Here is a 23,459-nt window from a genome sequence, read left to right on the forward strand (position 1 = left end):
CAGCGGGCGCTGCTGGGCGTGCGGCCGTACTACTTGGCGTATTGCGGCAGCCGTGCCGGTTCACCGGTGGACGGCTGGACGTTGTAGGTCCGCAGCGCCTGGCTCATGACTGACCGGAAGACCGGCCCTTGGGTAATGCCGTAGATGCTGCCCTTCGGCCGCTGCAGTACCACCTCAACAATAAACCGCGGATCGTCCATCGGCGCCATGCCCACGATGGACGCGGTGTACCCGCAGAATCCTGACTTGCCGTCGTCGCACGGCGATTCCGAGGTGCCCGTCTTGGCGCCGACCCGGTATCCGTCAATGGCTGCGTCCTTGATCTGCCCCTCGGTCACGGCGCTTTCCAGGATGTCCTGGACCTGCTGTGCGGTGTTGTCGGATACCACTTGCCGGGGCGGCTGCTGGACTGCCTTTTCTTCGGATCCGTCCGGTGAAATGTACGAATCGATCAGGCGCGGCTGGAGCATAACGCCGTTGTTGGCGATGGTTTGGAAGGCGCGCACTGTCTGGAGCGTTGACTGGGATACACCCTGGCCGAACAGTACGGTGTACTCCTGCCTGCCGTCCCACTGGTCCGCCGGCGTGAGGATGCCCGAGGCGGTGGAGGGAAGGCCGACGTCCGGCGCCTCCCCGATGCCGAACTTCTGCAGCCAGTCGTGCCGTTGTTCCTTGCTGAGCCGCTGGCCTGCCATGACCGTTCCCGTGTTCATGGACCAGCCAAGGATGCCGGCGAGGGTCCGCTCCTCGGTGCCGTGGGCAAACGAGTCGCTGAAGGTCTGGCCATCCACGGTGTACGACGGCGGGAGGGTGAACGTGTCCAGCGGACTGGATTTGCCTTCCTCAATCAGCGCCGCGGCAGTGATCATCTTCTCCACGGACCCTGGCTCGTAGGCGGCCGCCACGGAGCGGACGCCGCGGTCCTTGGCTGCCACCAGGCCGGGGTTGTTGGGGTCGGGGGAATTGGTGTCGGCCATGGCGATGAGGTTGCCGGTCTTGGCGTCCATCACGATGATGATGCCCCACTCGGCGCCCAGTTTGTCCGACTGGCTCTGGATGGCCTGCTGGGCAAAGTACTGGAGGTCGGAGTTGAGCGTGAGCTTGACATCCTTGCCGTCCTCCGGGGGCGTGAGTTCGTCCAGGCCGACCGGAATCCTGAGGCCGTCGGCACCGATCTCGAAGAGCCGCTTGCCGTCTTTGCCTTTCAACAGCTCATCCTGCGTTTGCTCGATTCCCGCCTGGCCCGTGTACCCGTCCTGGAGGAAGCCAACAATGCCGCCTGCCACCGAACCGTTGGGATAGACGCGCTTGCTCACGCCCTCCGTGACGATGCCGGGGATCTGCATCTTGGAAATCCTGTCCTCAACGTCAGGCTTCAGGTCCTTGGCCACGATGTAGTAGCGGGATTCTCCGGTGACGGCCTTGCGGACGTCATCCTTGTCCATTCCGAGTGCCCCGGCCAGCTCGGAAATCCCCTGGTCGCGGGAGACATCAACGAGTTTTTCCTGGCCGTCCACGGTTTCGAGGCGCTTGAAGGTTTCCGTTTTGGTATTGACGGTCTGGTCCACCACCACGTTGTACCGGATAACGCTGTTCGCCAGGACGGTGCCGTCAGCATCCAGGATGCTTCCACGCTCGGCCGGCAGGACAGTCTGGGTCATCCGCTTGTTCAGGGCCGCTTCGGCCATGCCGCCGACGTCCAGCCCCTGGACCAGGAACAGCTTGCCGCCTACCACCAGGAGCAGGGTGAGCATGATGCCCAGGCCGAGGCGCAGCCGTCTGGTGGCGTTGGGCACCTTGCCGTTCTTCGACTTGCCGGTCCTCTGCGCCACCCTGAATTCCTTGCTGTTTGCTGTGTTGCCTGTCAGTGCCAGTTACTGCCCGGGCGTCTTCTGTTCCGGTGCCGGCACGGAGCCGCCGTGGAGTTCCTTGGCCGCTGCAGGGGCTGCTGCCGGCGGATTCGCAGGGGCCTGAGCGGCAGCCTGCGCGGCCGGCGGATTTGCGGCAGGTTCTTCAGTCACCGGCTTCCGGCTGGCCAGCGGTTCCCCGGTGCTTGCCGGCGGGACCACGTTCAACTGCCCGGCAACTGCCGGCGCCGGGATGACGGCACCGGCGTTTCCGCCCTTGACGGCCGGTGTCGCCTTGCCGGTGACCGCCAGGGTTGAAAGGTCGATCTGGCCTTTAACCGTGGATGCCACCATTCCCAGGTCTGCAGCCTTGGCCGCCAGGTTCTGGGGAGCTTCGAAGTTCTGCACCTGTTGCGTCAGATCCTGGTTTTGCTTGGTCAGCGTGCTTTGCTTGCCCCGGAGTTCCACGAGCTGGTACTGGGCGGTGGACACCGAGATGTTCAGCACCAGGACGGCCACGAGTGCGACGGCGAGCAGCGCAAAGCAGAGGACAACAAAGGGCGCGCGGCGCTTCCTGGGAGCGGTGCGCACCACCGAGAGAGGGGTGCGGGCCTTGCGGACCGGGCCGGGAGCGCCGGCGGGAGTGGGCCCAATCGCAGGCGCAGCGCTGCCGGAGACGACCGGAAAGTTCTTGGCGGCGGCTGCGGTGCTCATGCGGTTCTCCTGGTTCTGATGCGTTCCACGGCCCGCAGCCTTGCTGAGGCAGCGCGCGGGTTTTCGGCGATTTCGACGGCGGTGGGCACCTCGGTGCCCTTCGTGAGGGTCTTGAGTTCGGCTTTGTGTTCCTCCAGCTCCACCGGAAATCCGAGCGGGGCCGAGGATTTGGAGCCTGCCTGGAAGACGCCCTTGACGATTTTGTCCTCCAGCGAGTGGTAGGACATGACCACAATCCGTCCGCCAAGTGCCGTTGCTGCGACGGCGGCGGGAACCGCCCGCTCGAGGACGTCCAGCTCTTCGTTGACTTCGATGCGGAGCGCCTGGAAGGTCCGTTTGGCGGGATGTCCGCCTGACTTGGCCGCGGCGGCCGGAACCACCGAGCGGATCTGTTCGACGAGTTCCCCGGTGGTGGCGAAAGGCTTCACTGCGCGGGCTGCGACGATCCTGTTGGCAATGCGTCCGGCAAACTTCTCCTCGCCCCATTTGCGGATGATCCGCACGAGTTCGTCTTCGGAGTAGTTGTTGACCACATCTGCGGCGGTCTGCCCGCGGCTGGTGTCCATCCTCATGTCCAGCGGCGCGTCGAAGGAGTAGGCAAAGCCGCGTTCGCGTTCGTCAAGCTGCAGTGAGGAAACCCCGAGGTCCATCAGGATTCCGTGGACTTCACTGACACCGAGGTCGTCAAGGACATCGGCGATCTCATCGTAGACGGCGTGCACCAGGTCAGTCCGTGCGGAGAACGGCGCCAGCCGTTCGCCGGCCAGGGCCAGTGCTTCCTCGTCGCGGTCGATCCCGATCAGGTGCAGGTCCGGGAAGCGCTGCAACATGGCTTCCGAGTGGCCGCCCATGCCGAGGGTGGCGTCGATGGCCACAGGGGTGTCTCCCCTCAGCCTCGCGGCCTCAAAGCCCGGGGCCAACAAATTGATGCACCGGTCCCGAAGGACCGGTACATGGCGTTCGGACGTCGGCTTCGGGTGATCGTTCATGCCTTCGTCCTCTCCTGCCATGATTGCCGTGGTGTTGCTTCTTGAGCCAGATCCCCATCCGCGCCTGTCGTCCTGCCCGCCTGGCTCCGGGGAAGTGAGCCAGGTTGGCCGGCCGATGGGCGGCTGGAGATCTCGTTCAAGAAGCTTTGCGCCGTTCCATGCCGGCGATCACAGAATCCCCGGAATGGCGTCGTCAGTCTCAGAGAAGGCTGTTTCCTTCTCTGCGAGGTACTCGTTCCAGGCTTGGGCGTCCCAGATCTCGGCGCGGGTTCCTGCGCCGATCACGGCCAGTTCCCTGCCGAGGCCTGCGTACTCCCGAAGCGCCGCCGGAATGGTCACGCGCCCCTGCTTGTCAGGTACCTCGTCCGAGGCTCCAGAGAGAAAGACGCGGATGTAGTCCCGGGCCTGCTTGGAGGAGATGGGCGCCTCCCGCATTTGCTCGTGGACACGTGCAAATTCCTGCTCGCTGAAGACGTAGATGCAACGCTCCTGGCCCCTCGTGAGCACCAGGCCGCTGGCAAGTTCCTCGCGGAACTTCGCGGGGAGGATAATTCGGCCCTTTTCATCCAAACGGGGCGAGTGGGTGCCAAGAAACACCGGCCCACCGCCTGTCTGCTGTCAGGAACTGCACATCCCCTGTGTTGCAACTACCCTCTTATGCCCTCCACATTACTCCACTTTCCCCCACAGTCAACGCAAGATTGGCGCAGATTCCCCCACTTTAGGGAATTGGGCCCGCAAATCCGGCGATTCCTGGGGTGGTGGAAAGTGGAGGGCTTTTTGCATGCCGAGGAGCGTCCGGGCAGCCGGTTTCAGTGCGCGGTTAAAGCAAAAGACCCGCCGTGGCGGGTCTTTTGCAGGAATTACTGGTGTGGCTTACTGAATGGCCGCTTTCGCGGGGCGCATCGGAGCTGGAGCGGGGGTCAGGTGGTGCGGAATGGAGGAGTCCGGTGGCCTGGCGGCCGGTTGGATCAGGAGTCGCCGCGGCGCCGCTCGTCCCAGCGTTCCTCAAGGCTGCTCATGAAGGAACTCCTGGCTTTGCCCGGCTTCCCTGGACGGCCGCCGCTGCCGGACTTTCCGGGTGCCGAGCTGCGCATCGTCGCGAAGTAGACGCCGGCTCCCATCACCACAAATCCCAGGACGCCGACGAAGATGTTCTGGAGGGTGACGCCAACAAGCAGGAGGAAAATCCCGGCGAGGGCGCAGAGAACGCCGATCACCACATGCCGCGTGGACCATGAGCGCCCTGGATCAGACCCCATGGAATTCGCGAATTTTGGATCGTCCTCGTGCAGCTGCTTTTCCAATTGTTCAAGCAGCTTCTGTTCGTGCTCCGAGAGCGGCATCACGACCTCCTTAAGTAGGCCAACGTCCGGGCTGGGCCCAGCCAGTACTTCTGCTCCGATAACGACCGGACTCCCGTACGAGTTCCCGCACCGCCGTCACTGGCGGAACGGGAGCGGTATGTCCAGTCGTTCGAAAACTATGTATATATAAGGATAGTTTGTCGAGAGCCGTTCTGAAAGACAGCAATGACTTTCGTCAAGGGGCTCGACGACGGAAAAGACGCAGCAGGGGGCAGGAACTAGGCTGAACCTTTTCCGGAATCCAACAGGCGTGCCGGGAGCACGGATTTATTGCCAAATTTCCGGCTCACTTTGTCCAATGCCTGTTCAGCTGCCCGCCAGTTGTCATCCCTGCGGTCCAGGCTGAGCTGCAGGGAGGTCTGGGCCGTTTCCTCCAGCTGTTCTGCCCGGACGCCCACCAGCCGCACCGTCATGCTTCGGTCACCGAGTGACTCCAGGAGCTGGAGTACAACGGCGTAGATCATTTGCGTACTGTCCACCGGCGTGTGCACCGTCCGGCTACGGGTGATGGTGGAGAAGTCCGCGTAGCGCAGCTTCAAGGCCACCGTCCTGGCCACCATTCCGGAACTGCGCAACCGCTCCGCTGTCCGGTGCGACAGGCGCAGCAGTTCGCGGTGCAGGAGGGCATTATCGGCGGTGTCGACGGCAAAGGTTTCCTCGGCTCCGATGCTCTTCTCAAGCCGCACCGGGGTCACTGGACGCGGGTCGATCCCCCAGGACAGCTGGTAGACATGCTCGCCCGTGGCGCCCAGGGTCCGTTTCAGGGTGTGAAGCGGGGTGGCGGCAAGATCCGCAACGGTCCTGATTCCCATCCGCGCGAGGACCTCGGCAGTCTTTGCTCCCACTCCCCACAAGGCACCAACCGGCAGGCTGTGCAAGTAGGGGACGGTTTCTTCCGGCCCGATCAGGAGCAGTCCGTCGGGTTTGCACCGCGTGGATGCGATCTTGGCCACGAACTTGCTCGCGGCGATACCCACCGAGGCGGTGATGCCGAGTTCGGCGGCTACGCGGCGCCTGATCAGTTCGCCGATGTCACGGGGCGGGCCGAGCCGCCGGATGGCACCGCCAACGTCAAGGAAGGCCTCATCGACGCTGAGCGGTTCGACCAGATCGGTGACCGATTCAAAAATCCCCATCAGCTGGGCGGAGACCTCGTAGTACAGCTTGTGCCGCGGTTCGATGATGACAGCCCTGGGACACATCCGTGCTGCGATGACCATTGGCATGGCGGACTTCACACCGAATTTCCGGGCCTCGTATGAGGCGGACAGCACCACCGAACGGTCTGCGGGGTAACCCACAATGACAGGCTTGCCGCGGAGTTCAGGCCGGGTACGCAACTCGACGGTGACAAAGAAAGCGTCCATGTCCACATGCATGATGGGCGTACGGCGGAGCTCCCGAAGACCCGCTTCGGTGTGCTGATTCATCCCGTCCGGCCCCACGAAACAATCCTATCCGCTGGTACTGACTAAACTGGAGGCTGAATCCGGCATCAACACCAGGAGGAAAGTCCCTGTGACGGTCATTGGAAGTCTTAAGCCAACAGGATCGGCCGCCCTCGTGGCCATCGCAGCGCTGGCACTGGCCGCCTGCAGCCCCGCGGCACCGGGAGTAACCACGCCGTCCTCCGCCACTTCCCCGCAAACCTCCGGCCAGCCCACGGCCACGGCGTCGGCCAGCCCCTCGGCCTCACCCGGGACTTCAGCGACCGTGGGCGCGCTCGTCGCCGGGTTCCCACAGCAGCTTCTTCCCGCCATGCCGGGAGCCACCGTGATTTCCAGCAGCTTCGACAAGTCAGCGACGCCGGCAACCGTTGCGCTGGTGGGCAGCATCTCCGGCCCGCCCGCACCCGTCCTCGAGTTCTACACCAAGGCCCTTGAAGCCCAGGGCTTCAAGGCGGTGCCAGGCGAAACCGTGGGCGCCGTGGCGTCCAAGGACTTCGTCCGGGGCGACAACGAGACCGTGAACCTTGCGGTGGTGGAAACCGCGGGCGTTTCCACGTTCACCATCGGCGCCAACGTGGCAGCTGAGTCAGCCAAGTGACGGTTGCAGAGCAGCTGCGCCTTGAACAGACCGGATACGTGGCGGCTGTCGCCGGTGAACTGACGGACTTCCTGACCACGCGCCAATCCGTGATGACGGCCATTTCCCCGGACATCGATCCCATCATGGGTTCCATCTCCAACCTGGTCACCGGCGGCAAACGGCTCCGGGCCCTGATGTGCTACTGGGGCTGGCGGGGAGCCGGCGGGGAAGCCGGGGCCAGCCAAATTGTGACTGCAGGCTCGGCGCTCGAGCTCTTCCAGGCGGCGGCGCTCATCCATGACGACATCATCGACCGGTCCGACACACGTCGGGGCGGGCCCAGCGTCCACCGCCGCTTTAGCCAGCTGCACACGGCACAGGGGTGGGCCCTGGACAACGAGAGGTTCGGCCACGCCGCTGCCATCCTGACCGGCGACCTGTGCCTGTCCTTCAGTGAGGAAGCCTTCACGGACATCGGCGAAAAAGCCGCTTCCGGGAGCAGGGCCCGGCTGATCTTCAACCTCATGCGGGCCGAGGTTATGGCCGGCCAGTACCTGGACATCCTCGAAGAAGTGGCCGGACCTGTCCGGGACAGGGCCGGGGCCGTGTCCCGGGCGCAGTCCATCATCCGCTTCAAGTCCGCCAAGTACTCCACTGAGCATCCCCTGGCACTGGGCGGCGCACTTGCGGGAGCCTCCAACGAGCTTCTCCGCGGGTACTCCGCCTTCGCGCTTCCGCTGGGTGAGGCCTTCCAGTTGCGCGACGACGTCCTGGGCGTCTTCGGCGACCCCGTCACCACGGGAAAGCCCGCCGGCGATGACCTCCGCGAGGGGAAGCGAACCGTTCTGGTGGCGCTGGCCCTGGACCAGGCAACGGCTGAAGAATCCGCCTTCATCGACGCCAAGCTCGGAAGCCCGGATCTCGGCGACGCAGACATCGCCGAGATCCGCCGCATCATCGAAGAATCCGGAGCCCTGCAGGCAACCGAAGTCCTGATTGGCGAATTCGGGGCAGCCGCGTTTGACGCGCTGGAACAACTGGAACTGGACGAATTGCCCAAGACAGCCCTCCGCAGGCTGGCCGAGGCAACCGTCAGCCGGGCATCCTGAAAATTCCGGCTACCAGGCCAGCGTTTGGGCGCGGCGGCGGATTTCCGTTTTGCGGCCTTCACGGAGGGCATCGATAGGCCGACCGCGCAATGATTCGTCGGCAGTAAAAAGCCAGACAATCAGGTCTTCGTCTGAATAGCCGGCATCCGACAGCACCACAATGGTGCCCTTAAGGCTGTCCACCACGTGACCGTCCTGGATAAATTCCGCGGGGACACACCGGATTCGCCGTTCCCCCACGCGCAGCGCGGCCAGCGCCCGCTCATCAAGGAGACTGTGGACTTTCGTAATTGAAACGTCCAACAACTGCGCGACATCAGGCAAGGGCAGCCACTCGCCAACAAGGCTTTCTACGTTACTCACGGATCAAGGTTGCCATGACGTGCACCCTGGCGCCTAGTCGCCGCCATTCCGGCGGATGCATCAGCGGGCGACACTCCAAAAAATTCCTGTTGTCAGCCTTTAGAGAATTCTTGTGCTAATTGCCAATCCGTGAGAGATTCACATAGATCACATTGGTAACAGCAATAACTTAAGTAACACTAGAAGCATTATTAACACAGGCAACACCCACCGCTCCGCAGTTGAGAAGAGGATTCCTTCCATGACGACGTCCCGCTCGCCACAGCAGCCACCCAGGCCGAGCCTGCCGAAGATAGCCGCTACGACGGCGGCGCTCCCTGCGGTTATCCTGTCGTCACTGGCCCTTGCCCACCCTGCCGAGGCTGTTGCCCCCGCCCGCACGATCCCTGCCACCCTTGTGGCGGCCATGAAGGCCCAGGCAGCCGCTGCCACGGCTGCCGTTATCCCGGCCGCCTCGGTTTCGACGACGATTCCGTCCGCGTTCCGGCCTGCCCAGCCGTCCGTCCCCTCCGAATACACCATCGCCCGGGGCGACACCATCAGCAGCATCGCCGGAAAGCACGGCTTGGATACCTACGAGGTGCTCAAGCTGAACAATCTCCAGCCAAACACCATCATCTACCCGGGCCAGAAGATCAGGCTCTCAGGTTCGGGCAGTGCGCCCGCCGCAACTCCTGCTGCCCCGGCGCCGGCGCCGCTGGCCACGTCCGGTGCAACCTACACCGTCAAGTCCGGCGATACGCTCAGCGCCATCGCCTCCAGGCACGGAGTGGGCCTTTCGGAAATCTTCGGCTGGAACGGCCTGAACATGCGTTCCATCATTTACCCCGGCCAGAAGATCAAAGTGAACGCCGGAGATGCCGCGCCGGCTGCAGCTCCTGCGCCCACGCTCCAGCCCGCGTCCGCACCCGCGGCGCCGGCACCCGCTGCTCCGGCGCCTGCCGCCCCCACCGGTTCCTATACGGTAAAGGCCGGCGACACCCTCAGCGCCATTGCTTCCAAGCACGGCGTGAAGCTTTCCGACGTCCTGTCCGCAAACCAGCTGAGCCTGTCCAGCGTCATTTACCCAGGCAACAAGCTGGTCATCCCCGGCGCCGCCGTTCAGCCGGCCGCCACGCAGCCGGCCGCGAATGTCACTCCCCTGGTGCCGAGTTCGTTCCTCGGATTCACCTACCCCGCGGCAGTGGTCAGCTCAGCCAACGAAAATAAGGCGCTGCTCAACGCATCTCCCGTTCCTTCCCGGGACCAGATGCGGGCCATCGTGGCGGACACCGCACGGGCCATGGGTGTGGAACCGGCACTGGCCCTGGCTTTTGCCTACCAGGAATCCGGTTTCAACCAGCGCGCCGTCTCCCCTGCGAACGCCATCGGCACCATGCAGGTCATTCCGTCCTCCGGCCAGTGGGCCTCGGACCTGGTGGGACGCAAGCTCAACCTGCTGGATCCGTACGACAACGCGACCGCAGGCGTAGCGATCATCCGCCAGCTGATCGCCACCAGCAAGGACCGCGACACCGCGATCGCCGGCTACTACCAGGGCCAGTATTCCGTCAGCAAGTACGGAATGTACGACGACACCAAAACATACGTGGAGGCCATCAAGGCGCACGAAAAGAACTTCGGCTAGGCCACCAAGCCCAACGCCCGGTCCCGGAAGGGACGTGGCATGCGCGGTAACGATACGGGTCCGGATCGCATGTTGATTCGGGCCCGTTTCGTTGCGGGATTAGGATCGTAGGGTGCAGGAACACGTGTCTGACCGACTTGTTGGAACGCTGGTGGATAACCGCTACGCCGTCCAGTCCAAGCTCGCGCGCGGCGGAATGTCCACCGTTTACCTGGCAACGGACCTGCGGCTGGAACGCGACGTCGCACTCAAAGTACTCCACCCGCACCTCGCCGGCGACGATACCTTCCTGGGCAGGCTGGGCCGTGAAGCGAAGGCAGCGGCCCGGCTTTCCCACTCCCACGTTGTGGGTGTCCTCGACCAGGGCAACGACGGCCAGACGGCCTACCTCGTCATGGAGTACATCAAAGGCCATACGCTCCGGGACGTCATTAGGTCCAAGGGCGCGTTGCCTCCCCGGCTCGGCCTGGCACTCATAGATCCCGTCGTCGAAGGACTGGCGGCGGCGCACACCGCCGGCATGATCCACCGCGACATCAAGCCCGAAAACGTCCTGATCGCCGACGACGGCCGGATCAAACTGGGGGACTTTGGCCTGGCACGTGCCGTCACCACGTCCACCAGCACGGGTGCACTGATCGGCACCGTGGCCTATCTTTCCCCCGAACTGGTGCTGGGAAACCAGGCCGACGCCCGGAGTGACATCTACTCGGTCGGGATCATGCTGTACGAAATGCTGACCGGCCAGCAGCCCTTCAGCGGCGAGGTCCCCATCCAGGTTGCGTACCAGCACGTGAACGGCACGGTGGGGCCGCCGTCGGCCCTGGTCCCGGGCCTGGCCGCCGAAGTCGATGAACTGGTGCAGTGGTGTACCTCCAACGACCCCGAGAACAGGCCCGTGGACGGTACCGCCCTGCTCCAGGAACTCCGCCATATCCGCACCAACCTCACGGACCGCGAATTGGACCTCCAGCCGCCGGCAGCGCTCGACCACGGCGCGCAGAATCCCACTGAAATCATCACCCGCCCCAGCCACCCCACGACGGTGATGTCACCGCTGGCGCGGCCCGAAAGACAACCACAGATTGCGTCTGCCCTGTCCGGGGATTATGCAACCACGGCCCTTCCCAGTGCCCCGGCCGCACAGCACACGGCGGCGTACTCCCCCTACCCGGACACCACGCCCGCTCCCCTGACCAAGCGCGCCCGGCGCAAGGCGGACAAGGAAGCCGAAAAGGCAAGGTCCCGGGCGGCCGCTACTCCGCTCAGGTCCCTGCGGGAAGGCAACCCCCGGCGCCGTGGCGCCCTGTGGGTGGTCATCCTGATCATCGCGGCGCTGCTGGCCACCGGGGCAGGCTGGTTCTTTGGCATGGGCCCGGGATCCCCAGCGACCATCCCCGCCGTCGCGAACAAAACGGTGGCGCAGGCCCAACTGCTGCTGAGCGATGCCGGGTTCCAGTCCAGCACGCGTGACGTTTTTGACGATGACGTCCCCTCCGGGCTGGTAGTTGGAACGGAGCCCGGGGCCGGCACGGAGATCCGGAAATTCCAGCCGGTGGCCTTGTTTGTCTCCAAGGGGCCCCAGCTGTTTGAGCTGCCGAAACTGACCGGACAAACGCTGGAGCAGGCCAAGACGGAACTGAACAAGGCCGAGATGGCCCTGGGCACCATCACCGAGCAATTCGATGAGGGCGTTGCCGCCGGCGTTGTGCTCGCCCAGGACCCGGCATCCGGGACCCCCGCCCGGCACGGCACCGCGGTGGCCCTGGCCGTCTCCAAGGGTCCCCAGCCCATTCCCGTGCCGTCCGTCGTCGGGATGGACGAGAACGACGCCGTCGATGCCATCGAGGCAGCCGGGCTGAAGGCAGAAGTAGCCAAGGACGAAGTCAACGACAAGAAGGTGCCCAAGGGCGCAGTGGCCAGCCAGTCGCCGTCGAACGGCACCCTCACCCGGGGCGGCACGGTGACGCTCACCATCTCAGATGGCCCGAAGATGGTTAGGGTTCCCAGCTACGTGGGCAAGCAGGCCAAAGAAGCCGAACAGGCTCTGCGCCAGCTCGGCTTCGAAGTGAAAGTGAACAACGTCCTCGGCGGCTTCTTCGGAACCGTCCGGGACCAGGACCCGGTTAACAAAGACGTTCCCGAGGGATCAGTCATTACCCTGACGGTGGTGTAGCGCGGCCGGCCCGTGCCGGCAGACGCAAAAGGATGCCTCCCGTGACGCGAAGTCCGGGAGGCATCCTTTTCGACTGAAAAACGACGGCGGTCAGTGCTTGGAGAGTGCCCCTGCGACCAGGAACGCCATTTCGAGCGACTGCATGTGGTTCAGCCGCGGATCGCACACAGACTCGTAACGGTCCAGGAACGCCTCCTGGTCCACGGGGTCGGCGCCGCCAAGGCATTCGGCGACGTCGTCGCCGGTCATCTCGACATGCAGGCCACCGGGAACCGTGCCCAGGCCATGGTGGACCTCGAAGAAGCCGCGGACTTCGTCAATGACGTCGTCGAAGTTGCGCGTTTTGTAGCCGTTCGGCGAGGTGACGGTGTTGCCGTGCATCGGATCGGTGACCCAGAGGACCTGGGCGCCGGAGGCGGTAACCTTCTCGACGACGGCGGGCAGCTTCTCCCGGATGTTCTTCGCGCCCATGCGGGTGATGAAGGTAAGCCGTCCGGGCTCACGCTCGGGGTCCAGCTTGTCGATAAGGCGGAGGGCATCATCGCCTGTGGTGGAGGGGCCGAGCTTGACGCCGATCGGGTTCCGCACGCGTGAGAGGAAGTCGATGTGCGCGTGGTCCAGCTCGCGGGTGCGCTCCCCGATCCACAGGAAGTGGGCCGAAGTGTCGTACGGGAATCCGGTCCGGGAGTCGATGCGCGTCAGCGCCCGCTCGTAGTCAAGCAGCAGGGCCTCGTGGCTGGCGAAGAACTCCACACGCTTGAGCGCCTCAAAGTCGGCGCCGCAGGAGGCCATGAACTTGATGGCCCGATCGATATCGCGGGCCAGGGACTCGTAGCGCGCGTGCGCCGGGTTCTCGGTGAAGCCCTTGTTCCAGTGGTGGACCAGCCGGAGGTCGGCGAAGCCGCCCTGTGTGAACGCCCTGATGAGGTTCAGGGTGGATGCCGAGGTGTGGTAAGCCCGGAGCATCCGGGCTGCGTCGTGGCCACGGGATTCGGGCGTGAAGTCGTAGCCGTTGACGATGTCGCCGCGGTAGGCGGGGAGCGTGACGCCGTCGCGGGTTTCGTCGTTCGAGGACCGGGGCTTGGCAAACTGGCCTGCCATCCTGCCCATCTTGATCACGGGCATGGCCGCGCCGTAGGTGAGGACCACCGCCATCTGCAGGATGGTCCTGACACGGGCGCTGATCTTGTCCGCGGTGGCGGCTTCGAAGGTTTCAGCGCAGTCGCCGCCCTGAAGCAGGAAAGCCTTGCCCTGGGCGGCGGCGGCCAGCCTTTCGCGGAGGATGTCCACCTCACCGGCGAAAACCAGCGGCGGGAGCACGGACAGCTCCTTGACCGAAGAGTCGAAGACGTCCTTGTCCTGCCAGCTGGGCTGCTGGGAGATGGGGAGGTCCCGCCAGTCATCCAGGCCTGGATAATTGGCGGCGCCGCTCTGGGCGGTACTGGACAGCGAGAAGGCGGGTTTTGCGGATAGCTCAGTCACCATCTAAGAGTAGTGTCACTGGGCGGCATCCGGACACCCGGCCGTCACGCGCGGGGGCGACCGGCGTCACATCATCCGGCGGCCGGCGTCCCGTCGTCGTCCTGCGGCTCCGGTGCGGCAAGGCCGCCGGAAGTATCAGCGGCCGTGTCCGTCGCCGGCTTGTCCTGCTTGCCCGCAAGCCGGAGTTTCACCACGGCGGCATATTCGTCCACGTACTCCTGGCCGGAAAGACGCATCAGCTCGAACATGATCTCGTCAGTTACCTTGCGCTGCACCACGCGGTCTTCGGCCTGCTCCCGGTATTGGCTGAAGTCCAGCGGCTCCCCGAAGATCATGCCGATGCGGCGGATGTTGGGCAGGCGTTTGCCGATGGGCTGGACCTTGTCCGTACCGATCATGGCCACCGGAATGACGGGGACACCGGCCTGCAGGGCCAGCCGGGCCACACCGACCTTGCCGCGGTAGAGGCGGGCGTCCGGGCTGCGGGTGCCCTCGGGGTAGATTCCCAGCAGACCACCGCCGGTCAGGACGTCCATGCCGGCGTTGAGCGAAACAGCCGACGCCGCGCCGCCCGACCTGTCCATGGGAAGTTGGTTGGTCAGCCGGAAAAACAACGCCGTGAGGCGGCCTTTGAGCCCGGTGCCGGTGAAGTACTCGGACTTCGCCAGGAAGATCACCGGCCGGGGCACCATCAGCGGCATAAAAATCGAATCGGAAAACGACAAATGGTTGGAGGCGATGATGGCTGCGCCCTCCGCCGGGACGTTGTCCAGGCCTTTGACCCAGGGGCGGAACAGGAGCCGCAGCACCGGACCCAGAAAGATCCTTTTCATGACCCAATAAAACACGCGACGAACCTCTCGAAGAAGGCGGCAGGCCCGGGCTCAGCGGGGCAGGGCCAGGAATCCAATGCCACCCTACTCTAGTGAGATTTATCGGGAACAGTGACACGATGGAGTCATGACAGAAAGCAGCATCCCGCCCCGGCCTGCCGCTTTCAGCTACCCGGGCCACGGACCCAATGCCGGCACCGGCATCGCCATCTGCCACGGGTTCACCGGGAGTCCCCTAAGTGTCCTGCCCTGGGCGGAACATCTCGCGGCCCAGGGCTTCGCCGTCTCGGTGCCGCTCCTTCCAGGGCACGGGACGGACTGGCGCCAGCTGGCCCGCTCCACCTGGCCTGATTGGCAGCGCACCTTTGAAGCCGCCTACCTTGACCTCGCCGCACGCACGGAAACCTGCTACGTGGCCGGCCTGTCCATGGGCGGGGCCATCGCGCTGCTGACTGCATCCCGGCATTCGGTGGCGGGCGTGTCCGTGGTCAACCCCGGCCTGAGTTTCTATGACCGCCGGGTGCGGGTCATCGGCCTGCTCAAGTACTTCCAGCAGACCACGCTTCCCATCCAGGAGGACGAGTCCACGGCGGCCGTCACCGATGACGGGGACTATTCACGGACGCCCCTGGCCGCTGTCCACCAGCTCAAGAAGCTCTTCGGCGCAAGCATCCGCGGCCTGCCACGGGTCACGGCGCCGGTCCAGGTATTCAAGTCACGGACCGATGCCGTGGTTCCCCCGTCGTCGCTGGCCATGCTGAGGCGACGTTTGGGCGGGCACCTGGTGGAGGTCGTGGAGCTGCACCACAGCAGCCATGTGGCCACACTGGACGCCGACGCCCCCGAAATTTTTGCGAAATCCACCTCGTTTTTCCTTCAGCACGCCCACCGCCCCATCACGTCGGAGAGTTCATGACAGCGCTTCCGGACCACAGCCCGTTCCACAGTGCCTTCAGCGGCGACGGACCACGCATCGGCGTGGTCCTCTCGCACGGCTTCACCGGCAGCCCGCACGGCCTGCGGGCCTGGGCCGCTTCGCTGGCCGACGCCGGATTCGCCGTGCGTATGCCGCTCCTTCCCGGCCACGGCACCACGTGGCAGGAACTGGCGCGGACCCGCTGGACCCAGTGGCACGATGCTTTGGACGGCGCCTACCTCGAACTCGACGCCGAATGCGACCAGGTTTTCTCCGCCGGACTCAGCATGGGCGGCGCCCTGGCCCTGCGGGTCGCGGCCACCCGGCCCGTCGCAGGGGTCATCCTCGTCAACCCCGGCCTTGTCATTGACGATCCCCGCGCCCCGCTGGCGGGCATCCTCAAGCTGGTGCTCAAGAGCACGCCGGCGATCGCCAACGACATCCTGAAAGCCGGCATGGATGAGGGCGCCTATCCCCGGACCCCGGTGGCTGCCGCCCATGAGCTCAACAAGATGTTCAAGGACACCATCCGGCTTCTCCCCCGGGTCACCGCGCCGGTACGTGTTTTCAGGTCCACCGTGGACCACGTGGTGTCCGACTCCAGCATCGTTGCCTTGCGCCGCGGCCTCACCAACGCCACGTTGCAGCTGACCAGTTTGGAGAACAGCTACCACGTGGCCACCCTGGACAACGACGCGGACCAGATCTTCGAAGGTTCAATCGAGTTCATCCGGTCGGTCATCCCGGCGACGGCGCCGGCCGGCGGGAGCAACGCCGCACCGGTCCACCAGGCGCCCGCCACGAGCCAGGAGGGCACCGCCCGTGACTAAACCCGATTCCGGCGCCCCGGATCCGAGTGCCAACCAGGACGACGCCGTCTGGCTGGATCTGGTGGCACGCCTGGAAGGCTCCTCATCGGCCCAGGACGAAGCACTGCGGCCAGGCGGCGCCGATACCCCAAAGCCCGCCGGTGCACCGGGCTCCCCGGAAAGCCCGGCCGCCGGAACGGCAGCCGGGCGTACTACGGGCACCGGCGCCAGCTTCCGGGACTTTGATCCGCTGGGGCTGGCACCGTCCGCCCCGACCGAGCCGTCAGCTGCCGAGAGGCTGGCCGCCGCCGCGACCCCTGGGACTCCCGGGAGCACGGACGATCCCGCCCAGGGACCGCGGGACTACGGCGTGGACGACGACGACACTTTTGTTCCGGAGGAGCCGCCCAGCCTTGCCGGCACCGACCCGCTGACCATGCTCGCGTGGCTGGGCGCCGTGGGAGGCCCGCTTGCCCTGCTGCTCTCCGTGATGTTCTGGCGGTCCGCACCGCTGCTTGCCATCCTGGGGATGGTTGCGGTGTTTATCCTGTCGGTGGTGTACCTGATCATGAAGCTGCCCCAGGAAAAGGACGAGAACGACGACGGAGCCCGCGTCTGAACTGCGGTTATGTAGCGGTCAGCTGCGCATCCGGCTGCTGACCCGGGACAGGTCTGCCGCGCCGATCAGTCCCGCATTGGGACCCAGTGCGGCGAGCTCGATGCCCGCCGCCGGGCGGAAGCCCCGTCCGGTCAGGTTCCTGGCGAACGCTTTCCTTGCCGGCTCCACCAACAGGTCTCCGGCCGAGCAAAGCCCGCCGCCAATGACAAACAGGCCGGGATCCAGGGCGGCTGCCAGGTTGGCCAGTCCAAGGCCCAGCCATTCCCCGACTTCCTCAAGAAGCTCGCGGGAGGCGGCGTCGCCGGCCAGGGCAAGCTCCGTGACGATCGTCCCGGTGATGACGGCAGGGTTTCCGCCGACGGCGGCAATCAGTTCCTGCGCCACGGGTGAATTCGCCTGGGCCAGGATCCTCGCTTCCCTGCCCAGCGCGTTGCCGGAAGCATACTGCTCCCAGCAGCCGCGGTTTCCGCACTCGCACCGGTGGCCTCCGGGCATGATGATCTGGTGGCCGAACTCCCCAGCGACGCCAAACCGTCCGCGCTCAACCCGCCCGTCCAGCACCATCGCGCCGCCGATTCCGGTCCCCAGCGTGATGCATACGAGCCGACTCTCGCCCTGCCCTGCACCAAAGCGCCATTCGGCCCAGGCCGCGGCGTCGGCGTCGTTGGTGAGCAGGACTGGCCTGCGCAGGAGGCGTTGGAGGTTTTCCCTCAGGGGCTCGTTGCGCCAGGCGAGGTGCGGGCTGAACAGGACCGTGCCGCCGTCGAGGTCCATCCAGCCGGCCGCGCCGATGCCCACAGACCAGATGCGGTGCCCCGCTCCAAGTTCTTCAACGAGCTCAACAATGACCCGCTCCACAGCCCTTGGATCACTGCCGGGAGTTGAGCGCCGCGCTTCGCTGAGGATCCTGCCGTCGGCATCCACTACCCCGGCGGCAACTTTGGTCCCGCCAATATCTATGCCGATGGCGAGTCCTTTCCGGCCCAGCCGGAGGTGCTCACGGAAAGTTGCCCCCTGCCCGGTCCGGGCCGCGATGGCGGGTGGCCGCCGCTTCCAGGGCGCCGGGCGTCTGTTGGGGCCGGCCTGTACGCCGGGGGGCGGTTCATACATAGTTCCCCATTCTAGGCCGACGGATGCCGCCTCCCGGCAAGCCAGGACGGCCCCTTGACCGGCCCGCATTGACGCATAAGTTACTCGCCAGTAGGTTTGTTACTGCACTGCCGGGTACAGGCGTACTAGTGTTAGACATACCCTGTCCGGGCCTACGGATATCAAAGGAGCTATAGTGCGCGAATTCAGCGTTCCGCCGCTGGTTGTTGTCCCACCTGAAACCAACATCACTGACCTGGTGCTGCGGCAGGCTGCCAAGCCCAGCAACCCTGCCCTGTTCTCCCGGCTCGACTCCGCGGGAGCCTGGCAGGACGTATCCGCCACCGACTTCCTGGCCGATGTCCAGGCACTGGCCAAAGGCCTGATCGCCAGTGGCGTCAACGCCGGAGACAGGGTGGGAATCATGTCCCGCACCCGGTACGAGTGGGCTTTGGTGGACTTCGCCATCTGGTTCGCCGGCGCCGTGTCGGTGCCGATCTATGAAACCTCGTCCCCGTCCCAGGTTGCCTGGAACCTCGGCGACTCGGGAGCGGTGGCCGCGTTCGGCGAAGCCGCCCACCACGAGGACATCATTCGCCAGGCAGCCACTTCCGAAGGCCTGACTGCCTTGCAGCACGTTTGGCAGCTCGAGGGCCGCGGCCTGGACGCTGTCCGTGAAGCCGGACGGGATATCAGCGACGCCGACCTCGAGGCGCGCCGCAGTGCCGCCAACCTGGCCGACATTGCCACCATTATCTACACCTCCGGAACCACCGGGCGCCCCAAGGGCTGCGAACTCACCCACGGCAACTTTGTTGAGCTCTCCGACAACGCCCTGGCCATCATCGGCGAGATCGTGCATGAGAACGCCAAGACCATCATGTTCCTGCCGCTGGCGCACGTGTTCGCGCGCTTCATCTCCGTCCTGGCCATGGCCGCCGGAACCACCGTGGCGCACACCCCGGACATCAAGAACCTGCTGGCTGACCTGCAGAGCTACGAGCCCACATTCATCCTGGCCGTTCCACGCGTCTTCGAGAAGGTCTACAACTCCGCCCTGACCAAGGCAGAGGACGGCGGCAAGGGAGCAATCTTCCACAAAGCAGCCGACACCGCCATCGCTTTCTCCAAGGCCCGGCAGGAAGGGCACGTTGGCCTCGGCCTAAAGCTCCGTCATGCACTGTTCGACAAGCTGGTCTACGGCAAGCTGCGTGCCGCCATGGGCGGGCACGTTGCCCACGCCGTGTCCGGCGGCGGGCCGCTGGGAGAGCGCCTGGGCCACTTCTTCCAGGGCATTGGCCTGCAAGTGCTCGAGGGCTACGGCCTCACCGAGACCACCGCCCCGATTTCCGTAAACACGCCTGCCCTGATCAAGATCGGTTCCGTGGGCAAGCCCCTGCCGGGCAACTCGGTCAAGATTGCCGACGACGGCGAGATCCTCGCCAAGGGCGTCTGCGTGATGAACGGCTACTACAAACGCGAGGACCTGACCAGCGAGACGTTCGCCGACGGCTGGTTCAGGACCGGCGACATCGGACGCCTCGATGAGAGCGGCTTCGTCTGGATCACCGGACGCAAGAAGGAGATCATCGTCACCGCCGGCGGCAAGAACGTGATCCCTGCCCTCCTGGAGGACCAGATCCGCGCCGACGCGCTGGTTTCCCAGGTCCTGGTAGTTGGCGACAACAGGCCCTTCATCGGCGCGTTGGTCACCCTGGACCAGGAAGCACTTCCCGGCTGGCTGCAGCGCCATGGCCTGCCGAACACCACCACCCTCGACGAGGCGGTGGAGAATCCGGTGGTGAAGGCCGCGGTCCAGGACCTCATCACCCACGCGAACAATTCGGTGTCCCAGGCTGAGGCCATCAAGTCCTTCCGGATCGTGGCCGCAGACTTCACCGAGGCGTCAGGCCACCTGACGCCTTCAATGAAGGTCAAGCGTGGCCAGGTCATGAAGGACTTCGAAACCGTCATCGAAGAGATGTACGGCGCGCCCCGGGAGTCTTGAGCAAAAAAACAACGCGGGGTCACTCCTCGCCCGATAAACAGTGTTTATTGGGTAAGGAGTGACCCCGCGTTGCGTTTAAGGGGTTACTCCACAACCAGGAGCAGGTCCCCGCCCTGCACCTGTTCAACCGTTGAGATGGCGAGGCGGGTAACCTTGCCGCCCACCGGCGTCGTAATGGACGCTTCCATCTTCATCGCTTCAATGGTGGCCACCGTGTCACCGGCGCTCACGGTGTCGCCTGCCTTGACCGTGACGGTGACGGCACCGGCGAACGGCGCGGCGACGTGGCCCTGCTGGGCCGGGTCCGCCTTCTCGGCAGCTTTGACGTTGCTCACCACGGAACGGTCGCGGACGACGACGGGCCGGGACTGCCCGTTCAGCGTGCACATGACGGTGCGCATGCCCTTCTCATCCGGCTCCGAGACGGCCTCCAGCGAGGCGATCAGGCGGACGCCCTTTTCCAGCTGGATCTCGTGCTCCTGCCCGCGCTGCAGGCCGTACAGGTAATCCCTGGTGTCGAGCACGGAGATGTTGCCGTAGGTTTCCACGCTCTTGAGGTAGTCCTTGGTGGGGCCGTCGAAGAGCAGGCGGTTCAGCGTACCCTGGCGGGTCTTGGAATCGCCCTGGAGCGCGGCACTGTCCTCGGGGCTGAGCTCAACGTCGCGGACCTTGATGCTGCGGCCCTGGAGTGCCTTGGTCCGGAACGGTTCCGGCCAGCCTCCCGGCGGGTCACCGAGCTCGCCGGACAGGAAGCCGATGACGGAGTCGGGGATGTCGTAGTTCTGCGGGTTCTCGTTGAAGTCCGCAGGGTCGGCGTTCAGGCCTACGAGGTGCAGCGCGAGGTCGCCCACCACCTTCGAAGACGGAGTGACCTTCACCAGGCGGCCCAGGATGCGGTCCGCCGCTGTGTACATGTCCTCGATGGCTTCGAAGCGCTCCCCCAGGCCCAGGGCCATGGCCTGCTGGCGGAGGTTGGACAGCTGCCCGCCCGGGATTTCGTGCTGGTAGACGCGGCCTGTGGGGCCCGGCAGGCCCGACTCAAACGGCGCGTAGACACGCCGCACGGCCTCCCAGTAGGGCTCCAGGGAGCTGACTGCCGCCAGGCTGAGCCCGGTGTCACGCGGTGTGTGCGCCAGTGCCGCCACCAGGGCCGAAGCGGACGGCTGGCTGGTGGTTCCGGCCAGCGAGGCGGACGCCACGTCCACCGCGTCCACGCCGGCGTCGACGGCTGCCAGGAGGGTGGCCAGCTGGCCGCCGGCGGTGTCGTGGGTGTGGAGGTGGACCGGAAGGTCGAACCTCTCACGGAGCGCGGCCACGAGCTTCGCGGCGGCGGCGGGACGGAGCAGCCCTGCCATGTCCTTGATGGCCAGGATGTGCGCGCCGGCATCCACGATCCGCTGGGCGAGCTCGAGGTAGTAGTCCAGCGTGTAGAGCTTCTCGTCCGGGTCCAGCAGGTCACCGGTGTAGCACAGGGCCACTTCGGCGACTGCCGTGCCGGTGGCGCGGACTGCACGGATGGCGGGCGCCATCTGGTTGACATCGTTCAGGGCGTCGAAGATCCGGAAGATGTCGATGCCGGTGGCGGCTGCCTCGTTGACGAAGGCAACCGTGACCTCTTCGGGGTACGGGGTGTACCCGACGGTGTTGCGGCCACGGAGCAGCATCTGGAGGCAGACGTTGGGCAGGGCCTTCCGCAGTGCGGCAAGACGGTCCCACGGGTCTTCGCCAAGGAAGCGCAGGGCCACATCGTACGTGGCGCCGCCCCAGGCCTCGACGGAGAGCAGCTCAGGCACCAGGGCGGTGACGGCAGGGCCGGCGGCCACGAGGTCGCGGGTCCGGACCCGGGTGGCGAGCAGGGACTGGTGGGCGTCGCGGAACGTGGTGTCTGTGACGGCCACAGCGGTCTGCTCACGCAGCGCCTTGGCGAAGCCCTCCGGGCCCAGCTCCTGGAGCCGCTGGCGGGACCCCTTCACGGGCTGGATGCCTGCGACGGACGGAAGCTTGGATGCGGGATTGGAGTGGACGGTGAGTTCGCCGTTGGGCTTGTTCACCGTGACCTCGGCCAGCCAGGTGAGCAGCTTGGTGCCGCGGTCCGCGGAGACCCGGGCCTTCAACAGCTGGGGCCGCTCGTCGATGAAGTTCGTTGCGACGTTGCCGGCAATGAAGTCGGCGTCGTCCAGCACGGCCTGCAGAAAGGAGATGTTCGTGGAAACGCCACGGATGCGGAATTCCGCGAGGGCCCGGCGGGCGCGGGCCACCGCGGCCGGGTAGTCGCGGCCACGGCAGCTCAGCTTCACCAGCATGGAGTCGAAGTGCGGGCTGATTTCGGCACCCGAGTACACGGTACCGCCGTCGAGCCGTACTCCCGCGCCGCCGGCGGAGCGGTAACCGGTGATCTTTCCGACGTCGGGCCGGAACCCGTTGGCAGGGTCCTCGGTGGTGATACGGCACTGCAGGGCTGCGCCCTTGAGCTGGACGGTTTCCTGGGAGAGACCCAGGTCCGCGAGGGTTTCGCCGGACGCGATCCGCAGCTGCGCCTGCACCAGGTCCACATCCGTCACTTCCTCGGTGACGGTGTGCTCGACCTGGATGCGGGGGTTCATTTCGATGAAGACGTGCTGCCCGGCGCGTTCGCCGACGGTGTCCACCAGGAACTCGACGGTTCCGGCGTTGACGTAGTTCAGCGCCTTGGCGAACTTGACCGCGTCACGGTAGAGGGCCTGGCGGATCCCCTCGTCAAGGTTGGGGGCCGGTGCAATCTCGATGACCTTCTGGTGGCGCCGCTGGATGGAACAGTCGCGCTCGAAGAGGTGCATGACGTTGCCTTCGGCATCAGCGAGGATCTGGACCTCGATGTGCCGCGGCCGGAGCACAGCCTGCTCCAGGAACATGGTGGGATCACCGAACGCCGCATCCGCTTCGCGCATGGCGGACTGCAGGGCTTCCGGAAGGGCCTCGCGGGTGTCCACGCGGCGCATGCCGCGCCCGCCGCCGCCGGCGACAGCCTTGGCGAAGATGGGGAACCCGATCTCGTCGGCCGCGGCAATGAGCTCATCAAGGTCCTTCGACGGCTGGCTGGACTTCAGCACCGGGACGCCGGCCTTCCGCGCAGCTTCCAGCGCGGCAACCTTGTTGCCGGCGAGTTCCAGCACCTCAGCCGGCGGACCAACAAACGTGATCCCGGCTTCCTTCGCGGCGCGGGCGAGGTCCGGGTTCTCGGACAGGAATCCGTAGCCGGGGTAGATGGCGTCGGCACCGGACTCCTTGGCCACCCGGACCACTTCGGCCACGTCAAGGTATGCCCTGACGGGATGGCCTTCCTCTCCGATCAGATAAGCCTCATCGGCCTTCTGGCGGTGAATCGAGTTACGGTCCTCGTTCGGGAACACAGCAACGGTCTTGGCGCCCAGCTCGTAGCCGGCGCGGAATGCCCTGATCGCGATTTCGCCGCGGTTGGCCACCAGAATCTTGGAAAACATACTT

General features: G+C 65.4%; 19 protein-coding genes. 8 read left to right on the top strand and 11 right to left on the bottom strand.

Annotated features, from left to right (window positions below; translation table 11 throughout):
- Nucleotides 1-29 precede the first annotated feature (29 nt).
- From EYS21_RS19935 to dinB, 6 genes are all read right to left on the bottom strand, one after another.
- Nucleotides 30-1,832, bottom strand: a complete 1,803-nt coding sequence (locus EYS21_RS19935; RefSeq protein ID WP_207307836.1) for a penicillin-binding protein 2 — start codon at nt 1,830-1,832, stop codon at nt 30-32.
- Nucleotides 1,833-1,874: 42 nt separating this feature from the next.
- Nucleotides 1,875-2,561, bottom strand: coding sequence for a hypothetical protein (locus tag EYS21_RS19940; protein ID WP_131134984.1), 687 nt, complete (start codon nt 2,559-2,561; stop codon nt 1,875-1,877).
- On the bottom strand, nt 2,558-3,550 hold the full coding sequence (gene rsmH, locus EYS21_RS19945) for a 16S rRNA (cytosine(1402)-N(4))-methyltransferase RsmH (protein ID WP_131134985.1): 993 nt from the start codon (nt 3,548-3,550) through the stop codon (nt 2,558-2,560). Before rsmH ends, EYS21_RS19940 begins: the two co-directional genes overlap by 4 nt.
- Nucleotides 3,551-3,718: 168 nt before the next feature.
- The gene (mraZ, locus tag EYS21_RS19950; protein WP_108599862.1) at nt 3,719-4,147 is read right to left on the bottom strand and encodes a division/cell wall cluster transcriptional repressor MraZ; all 429 of its coding nucleotides are present in this window, start codon (nt 4,145-4,147) and stop codon (nt 3,719-3,721) included.
- 374 nt (nt 4,148-4,521) lie between these two features.
- On the bottom strand, nt 4,522-4,896 hold the full coding sequence (locus EYS21_RS19955) for a DUF3040 domain-containing protein (protein WP_131134986.1): 375 nt from the start codon (nt 4,894-4,896) through the stop codon (nt 4,522-4,524).
- A 239-nt stretch (nt 4,897-5,135) separates the two neighbouring features.
- Nucleotides 5,136-6,347, bottom strand: a complete 1,212-nt coding sequence (gene dinB / locus EYS21_RS19960; RefSeq protein WP_242633527.1) for a DNA polymerase IV — start codon at nt 6,345-6,347, stop codon at nt 5,136-5,138.
- 88 nt (nt 6,348-6,435) lie between these two features.
- Between dinB and EYS21_RS19965 the strand changes: the two genes are divergently transcribed.
- Both EYS21_RS19965 and EYS21_RS19970 read left to right on the top strand, forming a co-directional pair.
- Entirely contained in the window at nt 6,436-6,963 is a 528-nt protein-coding gene (locus EYS21_RS19965) for a hypothetical protein (protein WP_131134987.1), read from the top strand.
- Nucleotides 6,960-8,054 carry a polyprenyl synthetase family protein gene (locus EYS21_RS19970; RefSeq protein WP_131134988.1) on the top strand — a complete coding sequence of 365 codons (1,095 nt, stop codon included), beginning with the start codon at nt 6,960-6,962 and terminating at the stop codon, nt 8,052-8,054. Before EYS21_RS19965 ends, EYS21_RS19970 begins: the two co-directional genes overlap by 4 nt.
- A 9-nt stretch (nt 8,055-8,063) precedes the next feature.
- On the opposite strand, the gene EYS21_RS19975 is transcribed toward EYS21_RS19970, so the two are convergent.
- Nucleotides 8,064-8,417, bottom strand: coding sequence for an Rv2175c family DNA-binding protein (locus tag EYS21_RS19975; protein WP_131134989.1), 354 nt, complete (start codon nt 8,415-8,417; stop codon nt 8,064-8,066).
- A 241-nt stretch (nt 8,418-8,658) separates the two neighbouring features.
- Here EYS21_RS19975 and EYS21_RS19980 point away from each other — a divergent pair, with 241 nt between their 5' ends.
- Complete coding sequence (locus EYS21_RS19980) at nt 8,659-10,044, top strand: lytic transglycosylase domain-containing protein (protein WP_131134990.1); 1,386 nt, start codon at nt 8,659-8,661, stop codon at nt 10,042-10,044.
- 112 nt (nt 10,045-10,156) lie between these two features.
- Nucleotides 10,157-12,220, top strand: a complete 2,064-nt coding sequence (gene pknB / locus EYS21_RS19985; protein WP_131134991.1) for a Stk1 family PASTA domain-containing Ser/Thr kinase — start codon at nt 10,157-10,159, stop codon at nt 12,218-12,220.
- Between the two features lie 90 nt (nt 12,221-12,310).
- Here pknB and EYS21_RS19990 read toward each other — a convergent pair whose 3' ends face one another.
- On the bottom strand, nt 12,311-13,705 hold the full coding sequence (locus EYS21_RS19990; protein WP_131134992.1) for a 3-deoxy-7-phosphoheptulonate synthase class II: 1,395 nt from the start codon (nt 13,703-13,705) through the stop codon (nt 12,311-12,313).
- A 68-nt stretch (nt 13,706-13,773) separates the two neighbouring features.
- On the bottom strand, nt 13,774-14,550 hold the full coding sequence (locus tag EYS21_RS19995; protein WP_242633528.1) for a lysophospholipid acyltransferase family protein: 777 nt from the start codon (nt 14,548-14,550) through the stop codon (nt 13,774-13,776).
- Between the two features lie 112 nt (nt 14,551-14,662).
- Here EYS21_RS19995 and EYS21_RS20000 point away from each other — a divergent pair, with 112 nt between their 5' ends.
- Genes EYS21_RS20000 through EYS21_RS20010 form a run of 3 tightly spaced genes read left to right on the top strand, consistent with a single transcriptional unit; the run spans nt 14,663 to nt 16,879 of the window.
- Nucleotides 14,663-15,451, top strand: coding sequence for an alpha/beta fold hydrolase (locus EYS21_RS20000; RefSeq protein ID WP_131134993.1), 789 nt, complete (start codon nt 14,663-14,665; stop codon nt 15,449-15,451).
- Nucleotides 15,448-16,281 (top strand): alpha/beta fold hydrolase, encoded by an 834-nt coding sequence (locus EYS21_RS20005; RefSeq protein WP_131134994.1) that lies wholly within the window; start codon nt 15,448-15,450, stop codon nt 16,279-16,281. The genes EYS21_RS20000 and EYS21_RS20005 overlap by 4 nt, the downstream gene beginning before the upstream one ends.
- Nucleotides 16,274-16,879, top strand: coding sequence for a hypothetical protein (locus EYS21_RS20010; protein WP_131134995.1), 606 nt, complete (start codon nt 16,274-16,276; stop codon nt 16,877-16,879). The genes EYS21_RS20005 and EYS21_RS20010 overlap by 8 nt, the downstream gene beginning before the upstream one ends.
- Nucleotides 16,880-16,897: 18 nt before the next feature.
- On the opposite strand, the gene EYS21_RS20015 is transcribed toward EYS21_RS20010, so the two are convergent.
- Complete coding sequence (locus EYS21_RS20015; protein ID WP_242633529.1) at nt 16,898-17,989, bottom strand: ROK family glucokinase; 1,092 nt, start codon at nt 17,987-17,989, stop codon at nt 16,898-16,900.
- A gap of 175 nt (nt 17,990-18,164) precedes the next feature.
- On the opposite strand from EYS21_RS20015, the gene EYS21_RS20020 reads away from it, so the two are divergent.
- Nucleotides 18,165-19,976, top strand: coding sequence for an AMP-dependent synthetase/ligase (locus EYS21_RS20020; RefSeq protein ID WP_131134996.1), 1,812 nt, complete (start codon nt 18,165-18,167; stop codon nt 19,974-19,976).
- An 83-nt stretch (nt 19,977-20,059) separates the two neighbouring features.
- On the opposite strand, the gene EYS21_RS20025 is transcribed toward EYS21_RS20020, so the two are convergent.
- The gene (locus EYS21_RS20025) at nt 20,060-23,455 is read right to left on the bottom strand and encodes a pyruvate carboxylase (RefSeq protein WP_131134997.1); all 3,396 of its coding nucleotides are present in this window, start codon (nt 23,453-23,455) and stop codon (nt 20,060-20,062) included.
- Between the last annotated feature and the right edge of the window lie 4 nt (nt 23,456-23,459).

This window comes from Arthrobacter sp. S39, from assembly GCF_004320525.1.
In the GTDB taxonomy this organism is placed as follows: Bacteria; Actinomycetota; Actinomycetes; order Actinomycetales; family Micrococcaceae; genus Arthrobacter.